Here is a 15956-nt window from a genome sequence, read left to right on the forward strand (position 1 = left end):
AAAAGCAAAAATTAACCAGTTTAATTTCAATAACTTAAATTAATATCACTTGCTGGCATTGCTACTTTTCACATTTTAGATATAAATTAGATATATCAAAAACACGGAGAAAGACGATGCGACACTCTCACGGTAGCGACAACCACGAGCACCACCACCGCGGACGGGGCGGCGAGCACCATCACGGCGGCGGCCGCCGTCAGCGTTTCTTTGGGCACGGCGAATTACGCCTGGTGATCCTCGATATTCTGACCCGCAACGCCAGCCACGGCTACGAGCTGATCAAGGCGATTGAGACCCTGACTCAGGGCAACTACACGCCCAGCCCGGGCGTGATCTATCCGACGCTCGATTTTCTGCAGGATCAGCAGTTCATCACCCTCACCGAGGAGGAGACCGGGCGTAAAAAGATTGAAATTACCCTTGCCGGGCAGCAGTGGCTGGAGGAAAACCTGGAACATCTGGAGCACATTCAGGAGCGCGTCAAAGCACGCTGCGTGGGATTCCAGCTGCGTAAAAACCCGCAGATGAAGCGGGCGCTGGATAACTTCAAGGCGGTGCTGGATCTGAAGGTGAATCAGGAAGAGACCAGCGACGCGCAGATCAAACAGATTATCGGCGTGATCGACCGCGCGGCGCTGGAGATCTCCCAGCTGGATTAAGCGGTGGCTTCTGCGCGAACGCGGAACACTTTCACCAGATCTTTCAGGTTTATCGCCTGCTCGTTAAGGGATGAGGCCGCCGCGACAGACTCTTCCACCAGGGCGGAGTTCTGTTGGGTGGTGGAGTCAATCAGGCCAATCGCGCTGTTGATCTGCGAGATGCCTTCCGTCTGCTCATGGCTTGCCTGGCGGATCTCGCGCAGGATACCATCCATCTCCTCGACGTTACCCACCATGCCGTTAATCAGCCCGCTGGCTTTTTCCACCAGCGCCATCCCGTCCTGGGTCTGGCTGGTTGAGCTCTCAATCAGCTGGCGAATTTCACTGGCCGAGGTGGCGCTCTTCTGGGCAAGCTGGCGAACTTCACCGGCCACCACCGCAAACCCGCGGCCGTGTTCACCCGCGCGCGCCGCCTCTACCGCCGCGTTCAGCGCCAGAATATTGGTCTGGAAGGCGATAGAGTCGATCAGGTTGATGATGTCGGACATCCGGTTGGAGGTCTCGTTAATCAGGCGCATTTTGCTGGTGACCTGCTTCATCATCTCGCCGTTGCTTTTCACCACCCGAGCCGCATCCGCGGAGAGATGAGTGGCTTCACCGGTATGTGATGCGGTGTTTTTCACCGTCGCGGTGATCTGCTCCATCGACGCTGCCGTCTGTTCCACGGAGCTGGCCTGCTCTTCCGTCCGCGCGGCCAGATCCTGGTTGCCCGCCACAATCTGCGCCGCCGCGGTGGAGATATTTTCCGAGCCGAACTGTACCTGCTGCACAATCTCCAGCAGACGGTTTTTCATCTCCATCAGCGCAGAGAGCAGCTGGCCGGTTTCGTCCTTACCGTGCGACGCGATGTTCCCGGTGAGATCGCCATCGGCAATAGACTGGGCAAAATTGACCGCCTCGCCCAGCGGGCGGGTAATCGAGCGCACGATAAACCACCCCATCAGGCTGCCCACCGCCACGCTGAACAGAGTGATAAGGATCAGCAGCAGGCGGTTGGTTCTGAAGTCGCCGTCTACCTCCACGCCTGCGCGCTGCATATGGGTGTTCTGTATGGCAATCAGCTCCTGCACTTTCGCCTTATAGGCCTGCTGCAGGCTGAGGGTATTGGTCATCATCTCCTGAATCGCCCCCGCCCGATCGTTGCTCTGCACCGCCTGCAGGATACGGTAGCGGGAGTCGAGATACTGCTGGCGTACCCCGCGGATATCGCTCAGCACCTGCTGGGACGCTTTATCCTGCAGGGCACTGTTCAGGTCGCCGAGGATCCTGGTGATACGTTCGCTGATCGCCTTCAGCTGCTGTTCTGACTGGACCCTGTACGTGCCCCGATCGTCCAGCAGCATGAGCTGTTGAGTGCTAATAAATTCCTGGAAGTTGTCGATTAACTGGTTCGCTTTTACCGTGGTGGGATAATCGCTGGTGATAATGGATTGCATCCCGTTATTTGCCCGATTAAGGCTCAACAGGGATAAACTTGCACTTATCCCCATCAGGACAATAAAGAACCCAAACGCCAGAAATAATTTCGTGCCGATTTTTACGTCATGTAAGAACATATTTACTCCATCGATGTGATTATTTCTCAGACGATCAGCGTTATCGGTAACTTCATCGCTAACTTTATGACTTTGATCGCTTTTTTATTCCATAACTCCGACAACAGATAGGCGTTAGCTATTAATTTCGCCGCATCGATCGTTACGTAACCACGGAAATGGGGATTTTTGACAGAGCATCGGGGAAAACTGACTTAGGCAGGAATAATTAACTGAGGCGTTTTTTTTAGTTATTTAATATTACATTAACAGTAACCGATAAAAATAATCACAACTCACAAATAACAAAGCCGTTCACTCCGTCAGGAGCAAACGGCTTTCTGGAACGTTACTGACTCAATGGAGCACGGTGACGGCATCTTCCAGACGTTTCGCGCGGTGCTTCACCATTGCGGAAACCTGCGCGCTCGTTTCCACCAGCGCGGCGTTTTTCTGGGTAATGGAATCCAGTTCGGCTACCGCGCGGGTCAGCTCCGACAGCCCGGAGGCCTGCTCCGAGGTCGACTGGCTGATCTCCGCGATCAGCCGGGTGACGTTCTGCACCTTCTCCACGATATCGTCCATCGTGCGTCCGGCGGCATGCACCTGCTCGGAACCCGACATTACTTTGCTGGCGCTGGCGTCGATCAGCTTGCGGATATCGTTGGCGGCACTGGCGCTGCGGCTGGCCAGATGGCGCACTTCCCCGGCCACCACCGCAAAGCCTTTCCCCTGCTCGCCCGCCCGGGCCGCTTCTACCGCCGCGTTCAGCGCCAGGATGTTGGTCTGGAAGGCAATGTCGTTAATCAGCTTGGTGATCGAGCCGATACGCTGGGTGCTGTCGGCAATCTCGTCCATGGTGTTGACCACGGTTTGCATCGCGTGCCCGCCTTCGGTGGCGGCGTCGCTGGCGGCGATGGAGAGCTTATCGGCATCCACCGCGGTTCGGGTGTTGTTCTGCACCGTCATCGCCAGCTGGTTCATCGTCTCCACGGTCTGTTTCACGTTTGACACCGTCTGGTGGGTGCGATCGTTGAGGTCATCATTCCCCTTCGCCAGCTGGTCGCTGCCGTCACGCACGTTCACTACCTGGCTGGAGACGTCATTGATTAGCCAGCGGCACATCAGGCCGAGTTGCCCCACCGCACGCAGGGTCAGCCCCAGCTCGTCGCTGCGGTTAAGATGCTCCACGCTATTGCGCTCGCCGGTTGCCACCTTCAGCGCCTGACGCGCCACGTTCTCGACCGGACGCACAATCTGCTGCTCAAACAGCATTGTTCCCAGCAGCATCACCAGCGCGCTGACCCCCATTGCCGCCCAGCTCGCACCGGTGGCGAACAGGGCTCCCGCCAGCACCAGCCACATCAGGGTCATTACGCTGCGCACCCGCCAGCGCAGCGGCATCGCCGGCAGCTTGCCGATCCAGCCTTTCGCCACCACCAGCCCCTTATGCACCCGCTTATTACAGCGCCCTTCATTCAGTGCCTTATATAAAGGTTCGACGGCGGCAATCTCTTCCGGGGTCGCTTTCACGCGGATGGACATATACCCGGTGGTCTGGCCGTTGCGCACCATCGGCACGGCGTTAGCGCGCACCCAGTAGTGATCGCCATTTTTACGCAGGTTCTTCACGATACCGCTCCAGGGTTCCCCCTGTTGCAGGGTATACCACATGTCGGCAAAAGCGGCTTTTGGCATGTCAGGATGGCGAACGAGGTTGTGCGGCTGACCCACCAGTTCGCCCAGCGAGTACCCGCTCACCTGGACGAAGGTGTCATTGGCCTGGGTAATGTAGCTGTGCAGATCGGTGGTGGACATCAGGGTGGTGTCATCATTCAGCGGGTATTCACACTGTGTGACAAATCTTTGAGGCGACATAGGCATCCCTTGCAGGTTACTTGAATGTTATTTTTGTAGCGTAAAGATTTTTCGGCGTTAACGGTTTTATCTTTAGTTGTTAAACATGCCTGAGATCGCAAAACGCGACTAAACCGCATTTTTTGTGTGTTTTTCTAATGTATTGATATTAAATGATTTCGCTCTGAAACTACTCCCAAAGGGGGATCGCCCGATCCGCCTGTCCGAGACCCGACCGCACTAAAACAGGGCGAATGCACTGCAAACGCGCATTCTGACACCGGAAAATGCCGAAGCGCTGCCGTCGAAATTCCGTTTCGCATGATTAAATATTGTGTAACATTATTTTAACCTGGCGTTTATCCCGATTTTTGCCCCCTCACCGGAAGTGGCGCAAAGCCTGCAATACTTAATCCAGTATCATGTGATACGCCATTCCCGGGAGCACATCTTGAACAGGTTACCCTCCAGCGCGTCGGCCCTGGCCTGTACCGCGCACGCATTGAATCTCATTGAGAAGCGAACGCTTGATCATGAGGAGATGAAACAACTTAACCGCGAGGTGATTGATTACTTCAAAGAGCATGTAAATCCCGGGTTTTTGGAATACAGAAAATCTGTAACAGCAGGCGGGGATTACGGAGCCGTAGAGTGGCAGGCGGGGAGTCTGAATACGCTTGTCGACACCCAGGGACAGGAGTTTATAGATTGCCTGGGTGGATTTGGTATTTTCAACGTGGGGCACCGTAATCCAGTAGTGGTTTCCGCCGTACAAAATCAGCTTGCAAAACAACCCCTTCATAGCCAGGAACTGCTGGATCCCCTGCGGGCGATGCTGGCAAAAACGCTGGCGGCACTGACGCCAGGGAAACTGAAATACAGCTTCTTCTGTAACAGCGGCACGGAATCGGTCGAAGCGGCGATCAAACTCGCCAAGGCGTACCAGTCGCCGCGCGGGAAATTCACGTTTATTGCCACCAGCGGCGCTTTCCACGGCAAGTCGTTAGGTGCCCTCTCTGCTACGGCGAAATCCGCCTTCCGTAAGCCGTTTATGCCGCTGCTGCCGGGCTTCCGCCACGTGCCGTTCGGCGACATTAACGCCATGCGCTCCGCGCTGTCCGAATGCCGTAAAACCGGCGACGACGTGGCCGCGGTGATCCTCGAGCCTATCCAGGGTGAAGGCGGGGTGATCCTGCCGCCAGTGGGCTATCTGCCGGCGGTGCGTCAGCTGTGCGATGAGTTTGGCGCGCTGCTGATCCTCGACGAAGTGCAGACCGGGATGGGGCGTACCGGCAAGATGTTTGCCTGCGAGCACGAGAACGTGCAGCCGGACATTCTGTGCCTGGCCAAAGCGCTGGGCGGCGGCGTGATGCCGATTGGTGCCACCGTTGCCACCGAAGAGGTCTTCTCAGTGCTGTTCGACAACCCGTTCCTGCACACCACCACCTTTGGCGGCAACCCGCTGGCCTGTGCCGCGGCGCTGGCGACCATCAACGTGCTGCTGGAGCAGAACCTGCCCGCCCAGGCGGAGCAGAAAGGCGACATGCTGCTGGATGGCTTCCGCCAGCTGGGACGTGAATACCCGGACCTGGTGCAGGACGCGCGCGGCAAAGGGATGCTGATGGCGATTGAGTTTGTCGATAACGAAACCGGCTACAGCTTCGCGAGTGAGATGTTCCGCCAGCGGGTGCTGGTGGCGGGAACGCTCAACAACTCGAAAACCATCCGCATTGAACCGCCGCTAACGCTGACCGTGGAGCAGTGTGAGCAGGTGCTGAAAGCGGCCCGTAAGGCGCTGGCGGCGCTGCGGGTGAGCGTGGCTGAAGCGTAAAAAGCGCCGGGCGGCGCGATGCTTGCCCGGCTTACATGATTCTGCGGAATTTTGTAGGCCGGGCAAGCGTAGCGCCCCCGGCATCTCACATGTTAACGGTGAAGCTCCGCCACCGTCATGGTGAACCGCAGCACGCTCTCCCCTTCATTCGCATAGCTGTGCGCCGCTTCGGTTTTCGCTACCGCCGACGCGCCAGCGTTCACCTGGGTGATGCTCTGTTCAATCTTCAGCGTTAATACCCCCGCCTCGACATGAAGCAGTTCAAAGGTGCCTGCCGGATGACCGGGCGAGCTAAAATTCTCCCCGGGCTGCATCTCCCAGCGCCAGAGTTCAATCATATCCGGGCCAGCGGTGCCTGCCAGCAATCGGGCGCTACCGCCCCTCTCGCCCTGCCAGAGCACCGGGATCGCCGCTTCCTCAATAATGTGCACCTGCGGCTCGCTGGCGACGTTAACGATATCGGCCACCGACACGCCCAGCGCCGCCGCCAGTTTGCAGAGGATCGCAATGCTGGGGTTGGCGGCCCCTTTTTCGATCTCTACCAGCATCCCCTTGCTGACGCCGGCGCGACGCGAGAGCTCATCCAGCGACAGCTTTTTCTCTTTCCGCCAGTTGCGGATACGGTTCGCGACCGCCAGGCTTACCTGGGTCACATCTGCGCCCTGCGCAGTCATTATATTGACTTTATCGGTCACTGGTCATTACCATGGTATAAAACAGTCGATACAGGATTATTTATGTCCCTCCTCACGCCGTCAATAGATCCGCGTCTTGCCGGGATCGCGCCGGGGTTCCGCGCGCTGAGCATCGTGGTCGAAGCCGCGCCCATTACTGCTCCCGGCGTAGCCTCTGCCGCGTTAGATCAGGCCTGCCAGCAAATGTTAAACGATGACTTTCCCTGGGCGCAGGCCCATCTCGCCGCCTGGGATGAGGTGTTTACAGCCTTTGGCGCCAAACCGAAACGCACTCCCTGCTCCGCCAGCGCCCTGCGCAAGCGGGTGCTGAAAGAGGGCACGCTGCCGCCGCTCGATCCTGTGGTGGATATCTACAATGCGATCAGCATCCGCTATGCCATTCCGGTAGGCGGTGAAAACCTTGCCGCCTACTCCGGGGCACCGCGCCTGACGCTGGCCGACGGCAGTGAGCCTTTTGACACCGTTAAAGAGGGTCAGCCGGGCGTGGAGCATCCCGATGCGGGCGAAGTTATCTGGCGCGACGACGTGGGAGTGACCTGCCGACGCTGGAACTGGCGGCAAGGATTCCGCACCCGGCTCGACAGCCAGGCGCAGACCATGTGGTTTATTCTCGAAAGCCTGCCCGCCATGCCGTTAGCGGCGCTGGAAGCGGCCGGGGATGAGCTGGTCAGCCACCTGCAACGGCTGATGCCGGGGGCCATGGCGCGGGTTCAGCTGCTGGCGCTGGCCTGAAAAACGCCGGGCGGCGCTGCGCTTGCCCGGCCTACAAAACCACCCGCACCATCCCGTAGGCCCGGTAAGGCGCAGCCGCCACCGGGCGTTTTTTACGCCGGCATTAACCCGACAAAACAGCGTTTTTTACGCGGCTCCGACATCAGGTCTTCAAGCTTCTCCACGCACGCCAGATAGTGCGGGGTCTGCTTATGCGCCAGCACCGCCTCCTCATCCTTGTAAGCCTCGTAGATAAAGAACCGGGTTTTCACCCGCGGATCCTGCAGCACGTCGAACCGCAGGTTGCCCGGCTCCTGGATCGCCCCTTCATGGTTGGCGCGAAACACCGCCAGAAACTCGTCCACCCGGTCCGGCTTAATGTTGATCTCCACTAAAGTCACGTTCATTGTGATTCTCCCTGTTTTTCCTCCTGCCAGAACTGGTACGCCTCGCGGGCGCTCATCTTCTCGTGCACCACCTTCTTCACCGCCTTCAGCATCGCCAGCGGCGCGCTGGACTGGAAGATATTGCGCCCCATATCGACACCCGACGCGCCCTGGTCGATGGCGCGGAAGCACATCTCCAGCGCCTCGTGCTCCGGCAGCTTTTTGCCCCCGGCGATAACAATGGGCACCGGGCAGCTGGCGGTCACTTTCTCGAACCCTTCTTCCACATAATAGGTTTTAACAAACTGCGCCCCCATCTCGGCGGCAATACGGCTGGCGAGCGAGAAGTAGCGCGCGTCCCGGGCCATCTCCTTACCGACCCCGGTCACCGCCAGAGTCGGCATACCGTAGCGATTGCCCGCATCCACCAGCTTGATGATGTTGTTGATCGACTGGTGCTCATACTCACTGCCGATATAGACCTGCGCCGCCACCGCGCAGACGTTCAGCCGCAGGGCATCCTCCATCGCCACCGCCACGCACTCGTTGGAAAGTTCGCCCAGCATCGAGTTCCCCCCGGAGGCGCGCAGCACCACCGGTTTGTTGGTGGCGGGCGGCACCTGGCTCCTGAGAATGCCGCGGGTACACATCAGCACGTCGGTTTCGGCGAACAGCGGCGCAATGGAGAGATCGATACGCTCGAGCCCGGTGGTCGGCCCCTGAAAGTAGCCATGATCGAAGGCCAGCATCACCGTGCGGTTACTGGCGGGGTTGAAGATGCGCGCGAGGCGCGACTGCATTCCCCAGTCCAGCGCCCCGCAGCCCTTCAGGGTGAAGGGCACGTTCTGCTGCGGCCGGTCGATGCCAAAGTTCTTACCCTCTTTGATGTCGTCTAAATCAGCCATGTTCCCCCCTGTCAGAAGTCGTAGTTGTTGATGTTCTCTTTGGTGAACACCACCCGCTCCGGCAGCAGCACGATGCCATTGCCTTTCGCTTCATACTGATAGCCCTGGACGCTGTTCGGCTCGACCTTCAGGGCGCCGATATCTTTTACTTCCACGCTGTCGCCCACGTTAAGATCGCCTTTTTTCAGCAAACGATCGGCGACATTGACCGCAATTTTGCCCTGTTGCACCACATCCCACAGGCCGAAGGCTTTCACCGTGCCGCGCTCGACGTACGGACGCATCACGTTTGGCGTGCTGAAACCGACAATCGCCACCCCTTTCCGCTTCAGGTTTTCCGCTGCCTGGGCCGCCGCTGGCAGGGCGTTGGCGTCCGGGGCGATGATCGCATCCAGATCCGGGTACGCTTTTAAGATCCCCTCGGCGGTCTGCAGGGATTTGGTGGCATCGTTATAGCCAAACTGGGTGGTGACGATCTGCCACTGGGGATGATCTTTGGCGATTTTGGCTTTCGCCTCTTTCACCCACTGGTTCTGGTCGGTAACGGTGGGGCTGGAGTAGAAGAAGGCCACTTTGGCGGCCGGTTTGGTGACCTGCTTCGAGGCCATGTCCACCAGCAGACCACCGAGCTGTTCCGGAGTGCCCTGGTTGATGTAGATGCTGCGGCACTCCGGCTTGGTGTCGGAATCCCAGGTCAGCACTTTCACCCCGCGCTGCATGGCGCGTTTCAGCGCCGGGCAGAGCCCATCCGGCGACACCGCCGAGACGATAATGGCGTTGTAGCCCTGGTTAACGAAGTTATTGATCAGCTGCACCTGCCCGGAGACGCTCGGCTCGGTCGGGCCATCATAGGTGACCTCCGTCCCCAGTTCTTTACCCGCCTCTTTTGCGCCGTTACCGCCGCTGGTAAAGAAGCCGACCCCCACCAGTTTCGGGATAAACGCGATGCGATCCGCCGCCTGCGCCGTCGCCACGCTTAACGCCACGGCCAGCACCATCAGTTTTATTTTCATCATACGCTCCGGGTATTTTTTGTGAGAAGAGACCGCACCCAATCACGGTGCAGACTCAGCGAACGCCCCATCACCACCACAACTAGCAGCGCCCCTGACAGCGCGCTCGACACCTGGTTGGGGATGCCGACCATCTGTAACCCCTGCTGCAGATACCCCACCAGCAATGCCGCCAGCGCCGTACCCAGTACCGAACCTGAACCCCCGTAAATATTCGCCCCGCCAAGCACCGCCGCGGTGAGCGCAGGCATCAGCAGATCACGCCCCAGATCGGAGCGCGCCGAGCCGAAATAGGAGACCATCACCAGGGCGGCGATCGCCGAGGCCACGCCCACCAGGCCATAGAGCGCATAGGGCATACCGTTCACCGACAGCGCCGCATACCGCGCCGCACGCGGGTTTTGCCCAATCAGAAACAGGTGGCGGCCAAAACGCCCGCGGTGGACGATCAGCCAGAAGAAGAAGGTGATGAACGCGAAGAGCACCAGCGGGATCGGCAGCCCTATAACCGTCAGGTTGGCAAAGGCGGTGAAGCTCTCCGGGAAGCCGCCAATGCCTTCGTAGCCGGTGGCCCCGGCCATGCCGGAAAGCAGCAGCGCCCCGCCGCCGTACAGGTAGAGCGTGCCGAGGGTGATCACTAAAGGGCTGATCCCGGTGTAGTGGATCAGCGCCGCGTTGAACAGGCCGCACAGCAGCCCGAGCAGCAGGGTGAGCGGGATCGCCGCCGCCATCGGCACGCCGGACTGCATCATCACCCCCAGCGCGATGGCGCAGAGGCCGATGGTCGAGCCGAGCGAAATGTCGATCCCGCCGCTGATGATCACTAACGTCAGCGGCAGCGCCACAATCCCGATACAGATAAAATCGCTGGTGCTGAACAGCAGCATGTTGATGTCGAGCATCCGCGGGTTGAGGGTGCCAAACAGCAGGATCTCCAGCACCAGTAACAGCAGCAGCGCCCACTCCCAGTTAAGCTTCATTTACGCCACCTCTTTGTTGCGTTTGCGAAACGGGGTGACGTGCTTCCCCCCTTTGTTGCCCGGCTGGAAGCGGCCGTACTTCAGCGCCCGCTGATGACGCGCCAGCGCCTGGCGCAGCCGCCCGTCGAGCACCAGCACCCCCAGCAGCACCAGGCCAGCGATAAAGTCGTTCCACCAGGCCGGGAGGCGGAACAGCACCAGCACGGTATCGATCTGGGTCAGGAAGAAGGCCCCCAGCAGCGCGCCGATTAAGGTCCCGGTGCCGCCGAGCAGGGAGATACCCCCCAGCACGCAGGCGGCAATGGCTTTCATCTCCAGCCCGCTGCCGGTCTGGTTCGGTACGAAGCCGATCTGTGCGGCAAAGACGATCCCGGCGCAGGCCGCCAGCACGCCGTTGAGGGTGAAGGCCTCCATCCGGGTGCGGTTGACCGCCACACCAAGCTGGCGGGCGGCGGCAAGGTTATCCCCGACGGCGTAAAAATCGCGGCCAAAGGCGGTGCGCGACAGCGTCCATGCTCCGAGAGCGGCAATCACCAGCACTACGATACCCAGCGGAGAGACCCCGAGCGCCACCGGCTCCGACAGGGATTTCAGGCTCACCGGCAGGCCCTCAATCCATTTCCCACCGGTCCAGAGCAGCATCGCCCCGCGCCACAGCCCCAGCGTGCCGAGAGTAGCGACAATCGCCGGAATGCGCAGCCCCACCACCAGCAGGCCGTTGAAGGCGCCCGCCAGCGCCCCGATGGCCAGCGCAAACAGGACCGCCACCGGCAGGCCGTAACCGTTGTTCAGCGCCACTCCCACGGCGATGGCGCACAGCCCGACTATCGAGCCGACCGAGACGTCAATGTTGCGGGTCAGCATCACCAGCCCGGCACCGAGCGCCAGCAGGATCAGGATCTGTGAACTGGCAAAGATCATCCCCAGGGTCTGCAAACTGAGATAGGCCGGGTTGAGCGCCACCAGCACCACAAACAGGGCCAGGATCGCCAGCAGCGCAGTAAGTTCTCGGTTTTTCAGCAGTGTTTTCATGCCTGCCCTCCGAAGGCCAGAGCCATCATCCGATCCAGACTGACGGCGTGACGCGGCAGTTCTCCGCTGAGCACGCCCTGATGCATCACCAGCACGCGGTCCGCGAGGCCCGGAAACTCATCCATGTCGCTGGAGATCATCAGCACCGCCACGTTTTGCGCCGCCACGCTTTTGATGAGCTGATAGATATCGGCGCGGGCCGAGACGTCCACCCCGCGGGTCGGCTCATCGACGATCAGCAGCAGCGGATTGGCCTCCAGGCAGCGCGCCAGCAGTACCTTCTGCTGATTCCCCCCCGACAGGGTGCGCACGGTCTGATCGGCACTATTGAGTTTGATCCCCAGCGCCCGGTGATAGCGCTCCACCACCGCCGACTCGCGCTTGCGCTGCTGCCAGAGGGAAGGCTCGTTAAGGGCAACCGTGTTCCAGCGTACCGGCGCATCGAGGAACAGGCCGGACGCCTGCCTGTCCTCCGGGAGATAGACGAGCCCTTTCTCCAGCCGGGTGCTGACCGGATCGTTGTCGATCTGCTGGTTTTCGAGCCAGATCCTGCCGCCACGCGGCGGGCGCAGGCCGTAGAGCGTCTCGGCAAACTCGGTGCGCCCGGATCCCACTAATCCGGCCAGCCCGACGATCTCCCCGGCGTAGATCTCAAGACTCAGATCGATAAATCCTTCCCCGGTGAGGCTCTCCACCCGCAGCACTGGAAAATCCTGGGCCTGGGTGCGGCGATTGCCCGGCAGGGCCAGCCACAGCTTTTGCGTGTCGCTCAGGCCCTGGTCGCGGCTGACCGGGGTCATGGCGGCAATCAGCGCATTGTCATCGAACTGCGCGGTTTCGCCGCTCAGGACGATCGCCCCGTCGCGCATCACCGAGACGTGGCTGGCGAGCTGGCGGATTTCGGGCAGCTTGTGGGAGATAAAGACGATGCCGACCCCCGTCGCCTGTAAGGCGCGGATCTGGCGGAACAGGCGTTCGGTTTCGCCGGGCGTCAGCGAGGCGGTGGGTTCATCGAGGATCAGGATCTTCGCCTCGCGCATCAGCCCGCGCAGGATCTCCACCATCTGCTGATCCGCCACCTCCAGGGTGCTGGCGGCGGCCTCTAAATTGAGCTGGCACTGAAGCTGCTCGAGCTTATCGGCAAGACGCCGGGCGGTGGCCTGCCCGCGCGGCAGACGGAAGAGGATGTTTTCCCGCACGCTGAGATTCGGAAACAGCATCGGCTCCTGCGGCACCAGATAGATGCCGAGCTGGTGCGCCTGGCCTGGCTTCAGGCGAGCAAAAGGCTGACCGGCGATAGAAAGTTCACCGCGGTCGGCAGTTTCGACCCCGGCGACAATCTTCATCAGGGTGGATTTCCCGGCGCCGTTGCCGCCCATCAGGGCATGCACCTGGCCCGCAAGCAGAGTGAAATCAATGTTTTTCAATACAGGAACGCCGGAAAACTGCTTCTGGATCCCGCGCGCCTCGATAAGTGCTGTCATTATCGCTCCGCTATTGAACAAATGACTTTTCAAATTAATAATGTTCAAAAGCGTAGACGGTGAACTATATTTACAACCGTGCAGGGATCACAGTTTTATGGATATGATCCCGATAATGCAGAAACATTCCGGAATATCCGTTTTGCCGTGTGGCTCACACATTCATCCTGCGGCAGGGCGAACATATGATCTAAATTTTGATAAGAGTTCAAATATGGCTGAGAAACGCGTTGCCGAAGAGGGACGATTTGCCGGACTGGCGCTGACGGAAGAGGAACTGGTGGCGCGCGTGGCGTGGTGCTACTACCACGACGGCCTGACGCAGAACGATATCGGCGAGCGGCTGGGATTACCGCGGCTCAAGATTTCGCGGCTGCTGGAAAAGGGTCGACAGTCCGGGGTGATCCGCGTGCAGATCAACTCCCGCTACGAAGGCTGTCTGGCGCTGGAGACCGAACTTCAGCAGCGCTTCGGCCTGCGGCTTACCCGCGTGCTGCCGGCCCTCAACACCCCGCCAATGAGCGTGCGCTTAGGGATTGGCGCCGCGCAGTCGCTCATGGGCGTGCTGGAGCCCGGCCAGCTGCTGGCGGTGGGATTTGGTGAAACGACCATGAGCTGCATTCAGCACTTAAGCGGCTTTATCAGCTCCCAGCAGGTGCGGCTGGTGACCCTCTCCGGCGGCGTCGGGCCCTACATGACCGGCATCGGCCAGCTGGATGCCGCCTGTAGTATCAGCATGATCCCCGCCCCGCTGCGGGTGTCCTCGGCGGAAGTGGCCGGGATCTTAAAGCGGGAAACCAGCGTGCGGGACGTGATCCTCGCCGCCACCGCTGCCGATGTGGCGGTAGTGGGGATTGGTTCAGTGAACCAGCGCCGGGACGCCACCATACTGCGCTCCGGCTATATCAGCGAGGGCGAGCAGCTGATGTTTGCCCGTAAAGGCGCGGTGGGCGACATTCTGGGCTATTTCCTTAACGCCAACGGCGAGCGGGTAGAAGAGCTGGAGATCCACCGGGAATTACTTGGCGTCACCCTCGATGAACTGGCGCAGCTGCCGGTCATCGTCGGGGTCGCCGGAGGAGAAGAGAAAGCCGATGCGATTTATGCCGCACTGAACGGTCGCCGTATCAATGGCCTGGTGACGGAAGAGACGACAGCCCGCGCGGTGCTGGCTCTGGCCGGATAAGAGTCGCCCTGCGCCTGACACGAGGCAAGCTCATGAGTTACCTTTTAGCGTTAGATGCAGGGACAGGCAGCGTTCGCGCCGTTATTTTCGATTTGCAGGGCAATCAGGTTGCCGTCGGCCAGGCGGAGTGGAAACACCTGAGCGTGGAGAACGTCCCCGGCTCGATGGAGTTCGACCTCGACACCAACTGGCGGCTGGCCTGCCAGTGTATCCACCAGGCGCTTGAGCGGGCGCACCTGAGCGCGGCGGATATTCAGTCCGCCGCCTGCTGCTCGATGCGGGAAGGGATCGTCCTCTACGACCGCAACGGCGACGCCATCTGGGCCTGTGCCAACGTCGATGCCCGCGCCAGCCGCGAAGTGGCCGAGCTGAAAGAGATCCACGACTTCCGCTTTGAATCCGAAGTGTATGACGTCTCCGGCCAGACCCTGGCCCTGAGCGCCATGCCGCGCCTGCTGTGGCTGGCGCACCATCGCCCGGACATCTACCGCAAAGCGGCCACCATCACCATGATCAGCGACTGGCTGGCGGCGAAGCTCTCCGGCGAGCTGGCCGTCGACCCTTCTAACGCGGGCACCACCGGCATGTTGGATCTGTTCTCCCGCGACTGGCGACCGGCGCTGCTGGATATGGCCGGGCTGCGTGCCGACATTCTTTCTCCCGTTAAAGAGACCGGCACCCTGCTGGGCGCGATCAACAAAGAGGCTGCGCAGCAGAGCGGCCTGCGGGAAGGCACGCCGGTGGTGATGGGCGGCGGCGATGTGCAGCTGGGCTGTCTGGGGCTGGGGGTGGTGCGCGCCGGGCAGACCGCGGTGTTGGGCGGCACCTTCTGGCAGCAGGTGGTCAACCTGCCGCAGGTGCGAACCGATCCGCAGATGAACATTCGCGTGAACCCGCACGTGATCCCCGGCATGGCCCAGGCGGAGTCGATCAGCTTCTTCACCGGGCTGACCATGCGCTGGTTCCGCGACGCCTTCTGCGCCGAAGAGAAGCTGATTGCCGGGCGGATGGGGATGGACACTTACGCTCTGATGGAGGAGATGGCCAGCCGGGTGCCGGCGGGCTCCCACGGGGTGATGCCGATCTTCTCCGACGCCATGCATTTTAAGCAGTGGTACCACGCTGCGCCGTCTTTTATTAACCTCTCCATCGACCCGGAAAAATGCAACAAAGCCACCCTGTTCCGCGCCCTGGAGGAGAATGCGGCCATTGTCTCCGCCTGCAATCTGGCGCAGATATCGCAGTTCTCCGGCGTAAATTTTGACGGTCTGGTGTTTGCCGGCGGCGGCGCGAAAGGGGCGCTGTGGAGCCAGATCTTAAGCGACGTTACCGGCCTGCCGGTGCGGGTGCCGGAGGTGAAAGAGGCGACCGCGCTGGGATGCGCCATTGCCGCCGGAACCGGGGCCGGGCTGTATGCCGATATGGCCGCCACGGGCGAGAAGCTGGTGAAGTGGAGCTGGGAGTTTACGCCGAACCCGGCGCACCGGGAACTGTACGACGGCATGATGCAGAAATGGCAGGCGGTGTACGCCGACCAGCTGGGGCTGGTGGACAGCGGGCTGACCACGTCGATGTGGCAGGCACCGGGGCTGGTGCGCGCAGCACGCTAAACGCCGGGCGGCGCTACGCTTGCCCGGCCTACGGTTTGGTCGCCCCGGTCAGCGCAGCGCCACCGGGGG

At 60.5% G+C, this 15956-nt stretch carries 14 protein-coding genes; 5 read left to right on the top strand and 9 right to left on the bottom strand.

Annotated features, from left to right (window positions below; all coding sequences use genetic code 11):
- Positions 1-116 precede the first annotated feature (116 nt).
- Positions 117-662: a PadR family transcriptional regulator gene (locus GNG27_RS20195; protein ID WP_142487173.1), complete on the top strand. Its 546-nt coding sequence runs from the start codon at positions 117-119 to the stop codon at positions 660-662.
- Here the strand turns inward: GNG27_RS20195 and GNG27_RS20200 are convergent.
- Entirely contained in the window at positions 659-2218 is a 1560-nt protein-coding gene (locus tag GNG27_RS20200) for a methyl-accepting chemotaxis protein (RefSeq protein ID WP_156264683.1), read from the bottom strand. The two genes, GNG27_RS20195 and GNG27_RS20200, sit on opposite strands and share 4 nt — an antisense overlap.
- A gap of 336 nt (positions 2219-2554) precedes the next feature.
- Positions 2555-4075: a PAS domain-containing methyl-accepting chemotaxis protein gene (locus tag GNG27_RS20205; RefSeq protein ID WP_156264684.1), complete on the bottom strand. Its 1521-nt coding sequence runs from the start codon at positions 4073-4075 to the stop codon at positions 2555-2557.
- A 430-nt stretch (positions 4076-4505) separates the two neighbouring features.
- Here GNG27_RS20205 and ygjG point away from each other — a divergent pair, with 430 nt between their 5' ends.
- Entirely contained in the window at positions 4506-5885 is a 1380-nt protein-coding gene (gene ygjG, locus GNG27_RS20210; RefSeq protein ID WP_185902392.1) for a putrescine aminotransferase, read from the top strand.
- Positions 5886-5977: 92 nt separating this feature from the next.
- Here ygjG and GNG27_RS20215 read toward each other — a convergent pair whose 3' ends face one another.
- A complete protein-coding gene (locus GNG27_RS20215) occupies positions 5978-6559 on the bottom strand; it encodes a helix-turn-helix domain-containing protein (RefSeq protein WP_370462901.1) in 582 nt (193 codons plus the stop codon).
- Positions 6560-6622: 63 nt separating this feature from the next.
- Here GNG27_RS20215 and GNG27_RS20220 point away from each other — a divergent pair, with 63 nt between their 5' ends.
- Entirely contained in the window at positions 6623-7312 is a 690-nt protein-coding gene (locus tag GNG27_RS20220; protein ID WP_156264686.1) for a B3/4 domain-containing protein, read from the top strand.
- A gap of 92 nt (positions 7313-7404) precedes the next feature.
- On the opposite strand, the gene lsrG is transcribed toward GNG27_RS20220, so the two are convergent.
- Genes lsrG through lsrA form a run of 6 tightly spaced genes read right to left on the bottom strand, consistent with a single transcriptional unit; the run spans position 7405 to position 13091 of the window.
- A complete protein-coding gene (gene lsrG / locus GNG27_RS20225) occupies positions 7405-7698 on the bottom strand; it encodes a (4S)-4-hydroxy-5-phosphonooxypentane-2,3-dione isomerase (RefSeq protein WP_142487182.1) in 294 nt (97 codons plus the stop codon).
- On the bottom strand, positions 7695-8582 hold the full coding sequence (lsrF, locus tag GNG27_RS20230) for a 3-hydroxy-5-phosphonooxypentane-2,4-dione thiolase (RefSeq protein WP_142487183.1): 888 nt from the start codon (positions 8580-8582) through the stop codon (positions 7695-7697). Before lsrF ends, lsrG begins: the two co-directional genes overlap by 4 nt.
- An 11-nt stretch (positions 8583-8593) precedes the next feature.
- Positions 8594-9595 (bottom strand): autoinducer 2 ABC transporter substrate-binding protein LsrB, encoded by a 1002-nt coding sequence (gene lsrB, locus GNG27_RS20235; RefSeq protein ID WP_156264687.1) that lies wholly within the window; start codon positions 9593-9595, stop codon positions 8594-8596.
- The gene (lsrD, locus tag GNG27_RS20240; RefSeq protein WP_156264688.1) at positions 9595-10575 is read right to left on the bottom strand and encodes an autoinducer 2 ABC transporter permease LsrD; all 981 of its coding nucleotides are present in this window, start codon (positions 10573-10575) and stop codon (positions 9595-9597) included. The genes lsrB and lsrD overlap by 1 nt, the downstream gene beginning before the upstream one ends.
- The gene (lsrC, locus tag GNG27_RS20245; protein ID WP_156264689.1) at positions 10576-11607 is read right to left on the bottom strand and encodes an autoinducer 2 ABC transporter permease LsrC; all 1032 of its coding nucleotides are present in this window, start codon (positions 11605-11607) and stop codon (positions 10576-10578) included.
- Complete coding sequence (lsrA, locus tag GNG27_RS20250; protein ID WP_142487187.1) at positions 11604-13091, bottom strand: autoinducer 2 ABC transporter ATP-binding protein LsrA; 1488 nt, start codon at positions 13089-13091, stop codon at positions 11604-11606. Before lsrA ends, lsrC begins: the two co-directional genes overlap by 4 nt.
- A 214-nt stretch (positions 13092-13305) precedes the next feature.
- Between lsrA and lsrR the strand changes: the two genes are divergently transcribed.
- Together lsrR and lsrK are read left to right on the top strand one after the other, a co-directional pair.
- The gene (gene lsrR, locus GNG27_RS20255; protein WP_142487188.1) at positions 13306-14277 is read left to right on the top strand and encodes a transcriptional regulator LsrR; all 972 of its coding nucleotides are present in this window, start codon (positions 13306-13308) and stop codon (positions 14275-14277) included.
- 32 nt (positions 14278-14309) lie between these two features.
- Positions 14310-15887, top strand: a complete 1578-nt coding sequence (gene lsrK, locus GNG27_RS20260; protein WP_156264690.1) for an autoinducer-2 kinase — start codon at positions 14310-14312, stop codon at positions 15885-15887.
- Positions 15888-15956 lie beyond the last annotated feature (69 nt).

This window comes from Leclercia sp. 119287 (assembly GCF_009734485.1).
Classification (GTDB): Bacteria; Pseudomonadota; Gammaproteobacteria; order Enterobacterales; family Enterobacteriaceae; genus Enterobacter; species Enterobacter adecarboxylatus_C.

What these genes read in the sequence shown, in the direction of transcription:
- GNG27_RS20195 (WP_142487173.1), top strand. Translation starts at nt 117, where the DNA reads ATGCGACACTCTCACGGTAGCGACAACCACGAGCACCACCACCGCGGA.
- lsrD (WP_156264688.1), bottom strand. Translation starts at nt 10,575, where the DNA reads ATGAAGCTTAACTGGGAGTGGGCGCTGCTGCTGTTACTGGTGCTGGAG.
- GNG27_RS20200 (WP_156264683.1), bottom strand. Translation starts at nt 2,218, where the DNA reads ATGTTCTTACATGACGTAAAAATCGGCACGAAATTATTTCTGGCGTTT.
- GNG27_RS20220 (WP_156264686.1), top strand. Translation starts at nt 6,623, where the DNA reads ATGTCCCTCCTCACGCCGTCAATAGATCCGCGTCTTGCCGGGATCGCG.
- lsrA (WP_142487187.1), bottom strand. Translation starts at nt 13,091, where the DNA reads ATGACAGCACTTATCGAGGCGCGCGGGATCCAGAAGCAGTTTTCCGGC.
- lsrG (WP_142487182.1), bottom strand. Translation starts at nt 7,698, where the DNA reads ATGAACGTGACTTTAGTGGAGATCAACATTAAGCCGGACCGGGTGGAC.
- GNG27_RS20215 (WP_370462901.1), bottom strand. Translation starts at nt 6,559, where the DNA reads ATGACTGCGCAGGGCGCAGATGTGACCCAGGTAAGCCTGGCGGTCGCG.
- lsrC (WP_156264689.1), bottom strand. Translation starts at nt 11,607, where the DNA reads ATGAAAACACTGCTGAAAAACCGAGAACTTACTGCGCTGCTGGCGATC.
- lsrR (WP_142487188.1), top strand. Translation starts at nt 13,306, where the DNA reads ATGGCTGAGAAACGCGTTGCCGAAGAGGGACGATTTGCCGGACTGGCG.
- lsrB (WP_156264687.1), bottom strand. Translation starts at nt 9,595, where the DNA reads ATGAAAATAAAACTGATGGTGCTGGCCGTGGCGTTAAGCGTGGCGACG.
- GNG27_RS20205 (WP_156264684.1), bottom strand. Translation starts at nt 4,075, where the DNA reads ATGTCGCCTCAAAGATTTGTCACACAGTGTGAATACCCGCTGAATGAT.
- lsrK (WP_156264690.1), top strand. Translation starts at nt 14,310, where the DNA reads ATGAGTTACCTTTTAGCGTTAGATGCAGGGACAGGCAGCGTTCGCGCC.
- lsrF (WP_142487183.1), bottom strand. Translation starts at nt 8,582, where the DNA reads ATGGCTGATTTAGACGACATCAAAGAGGGTAAGAACTTTGGCATCGAC.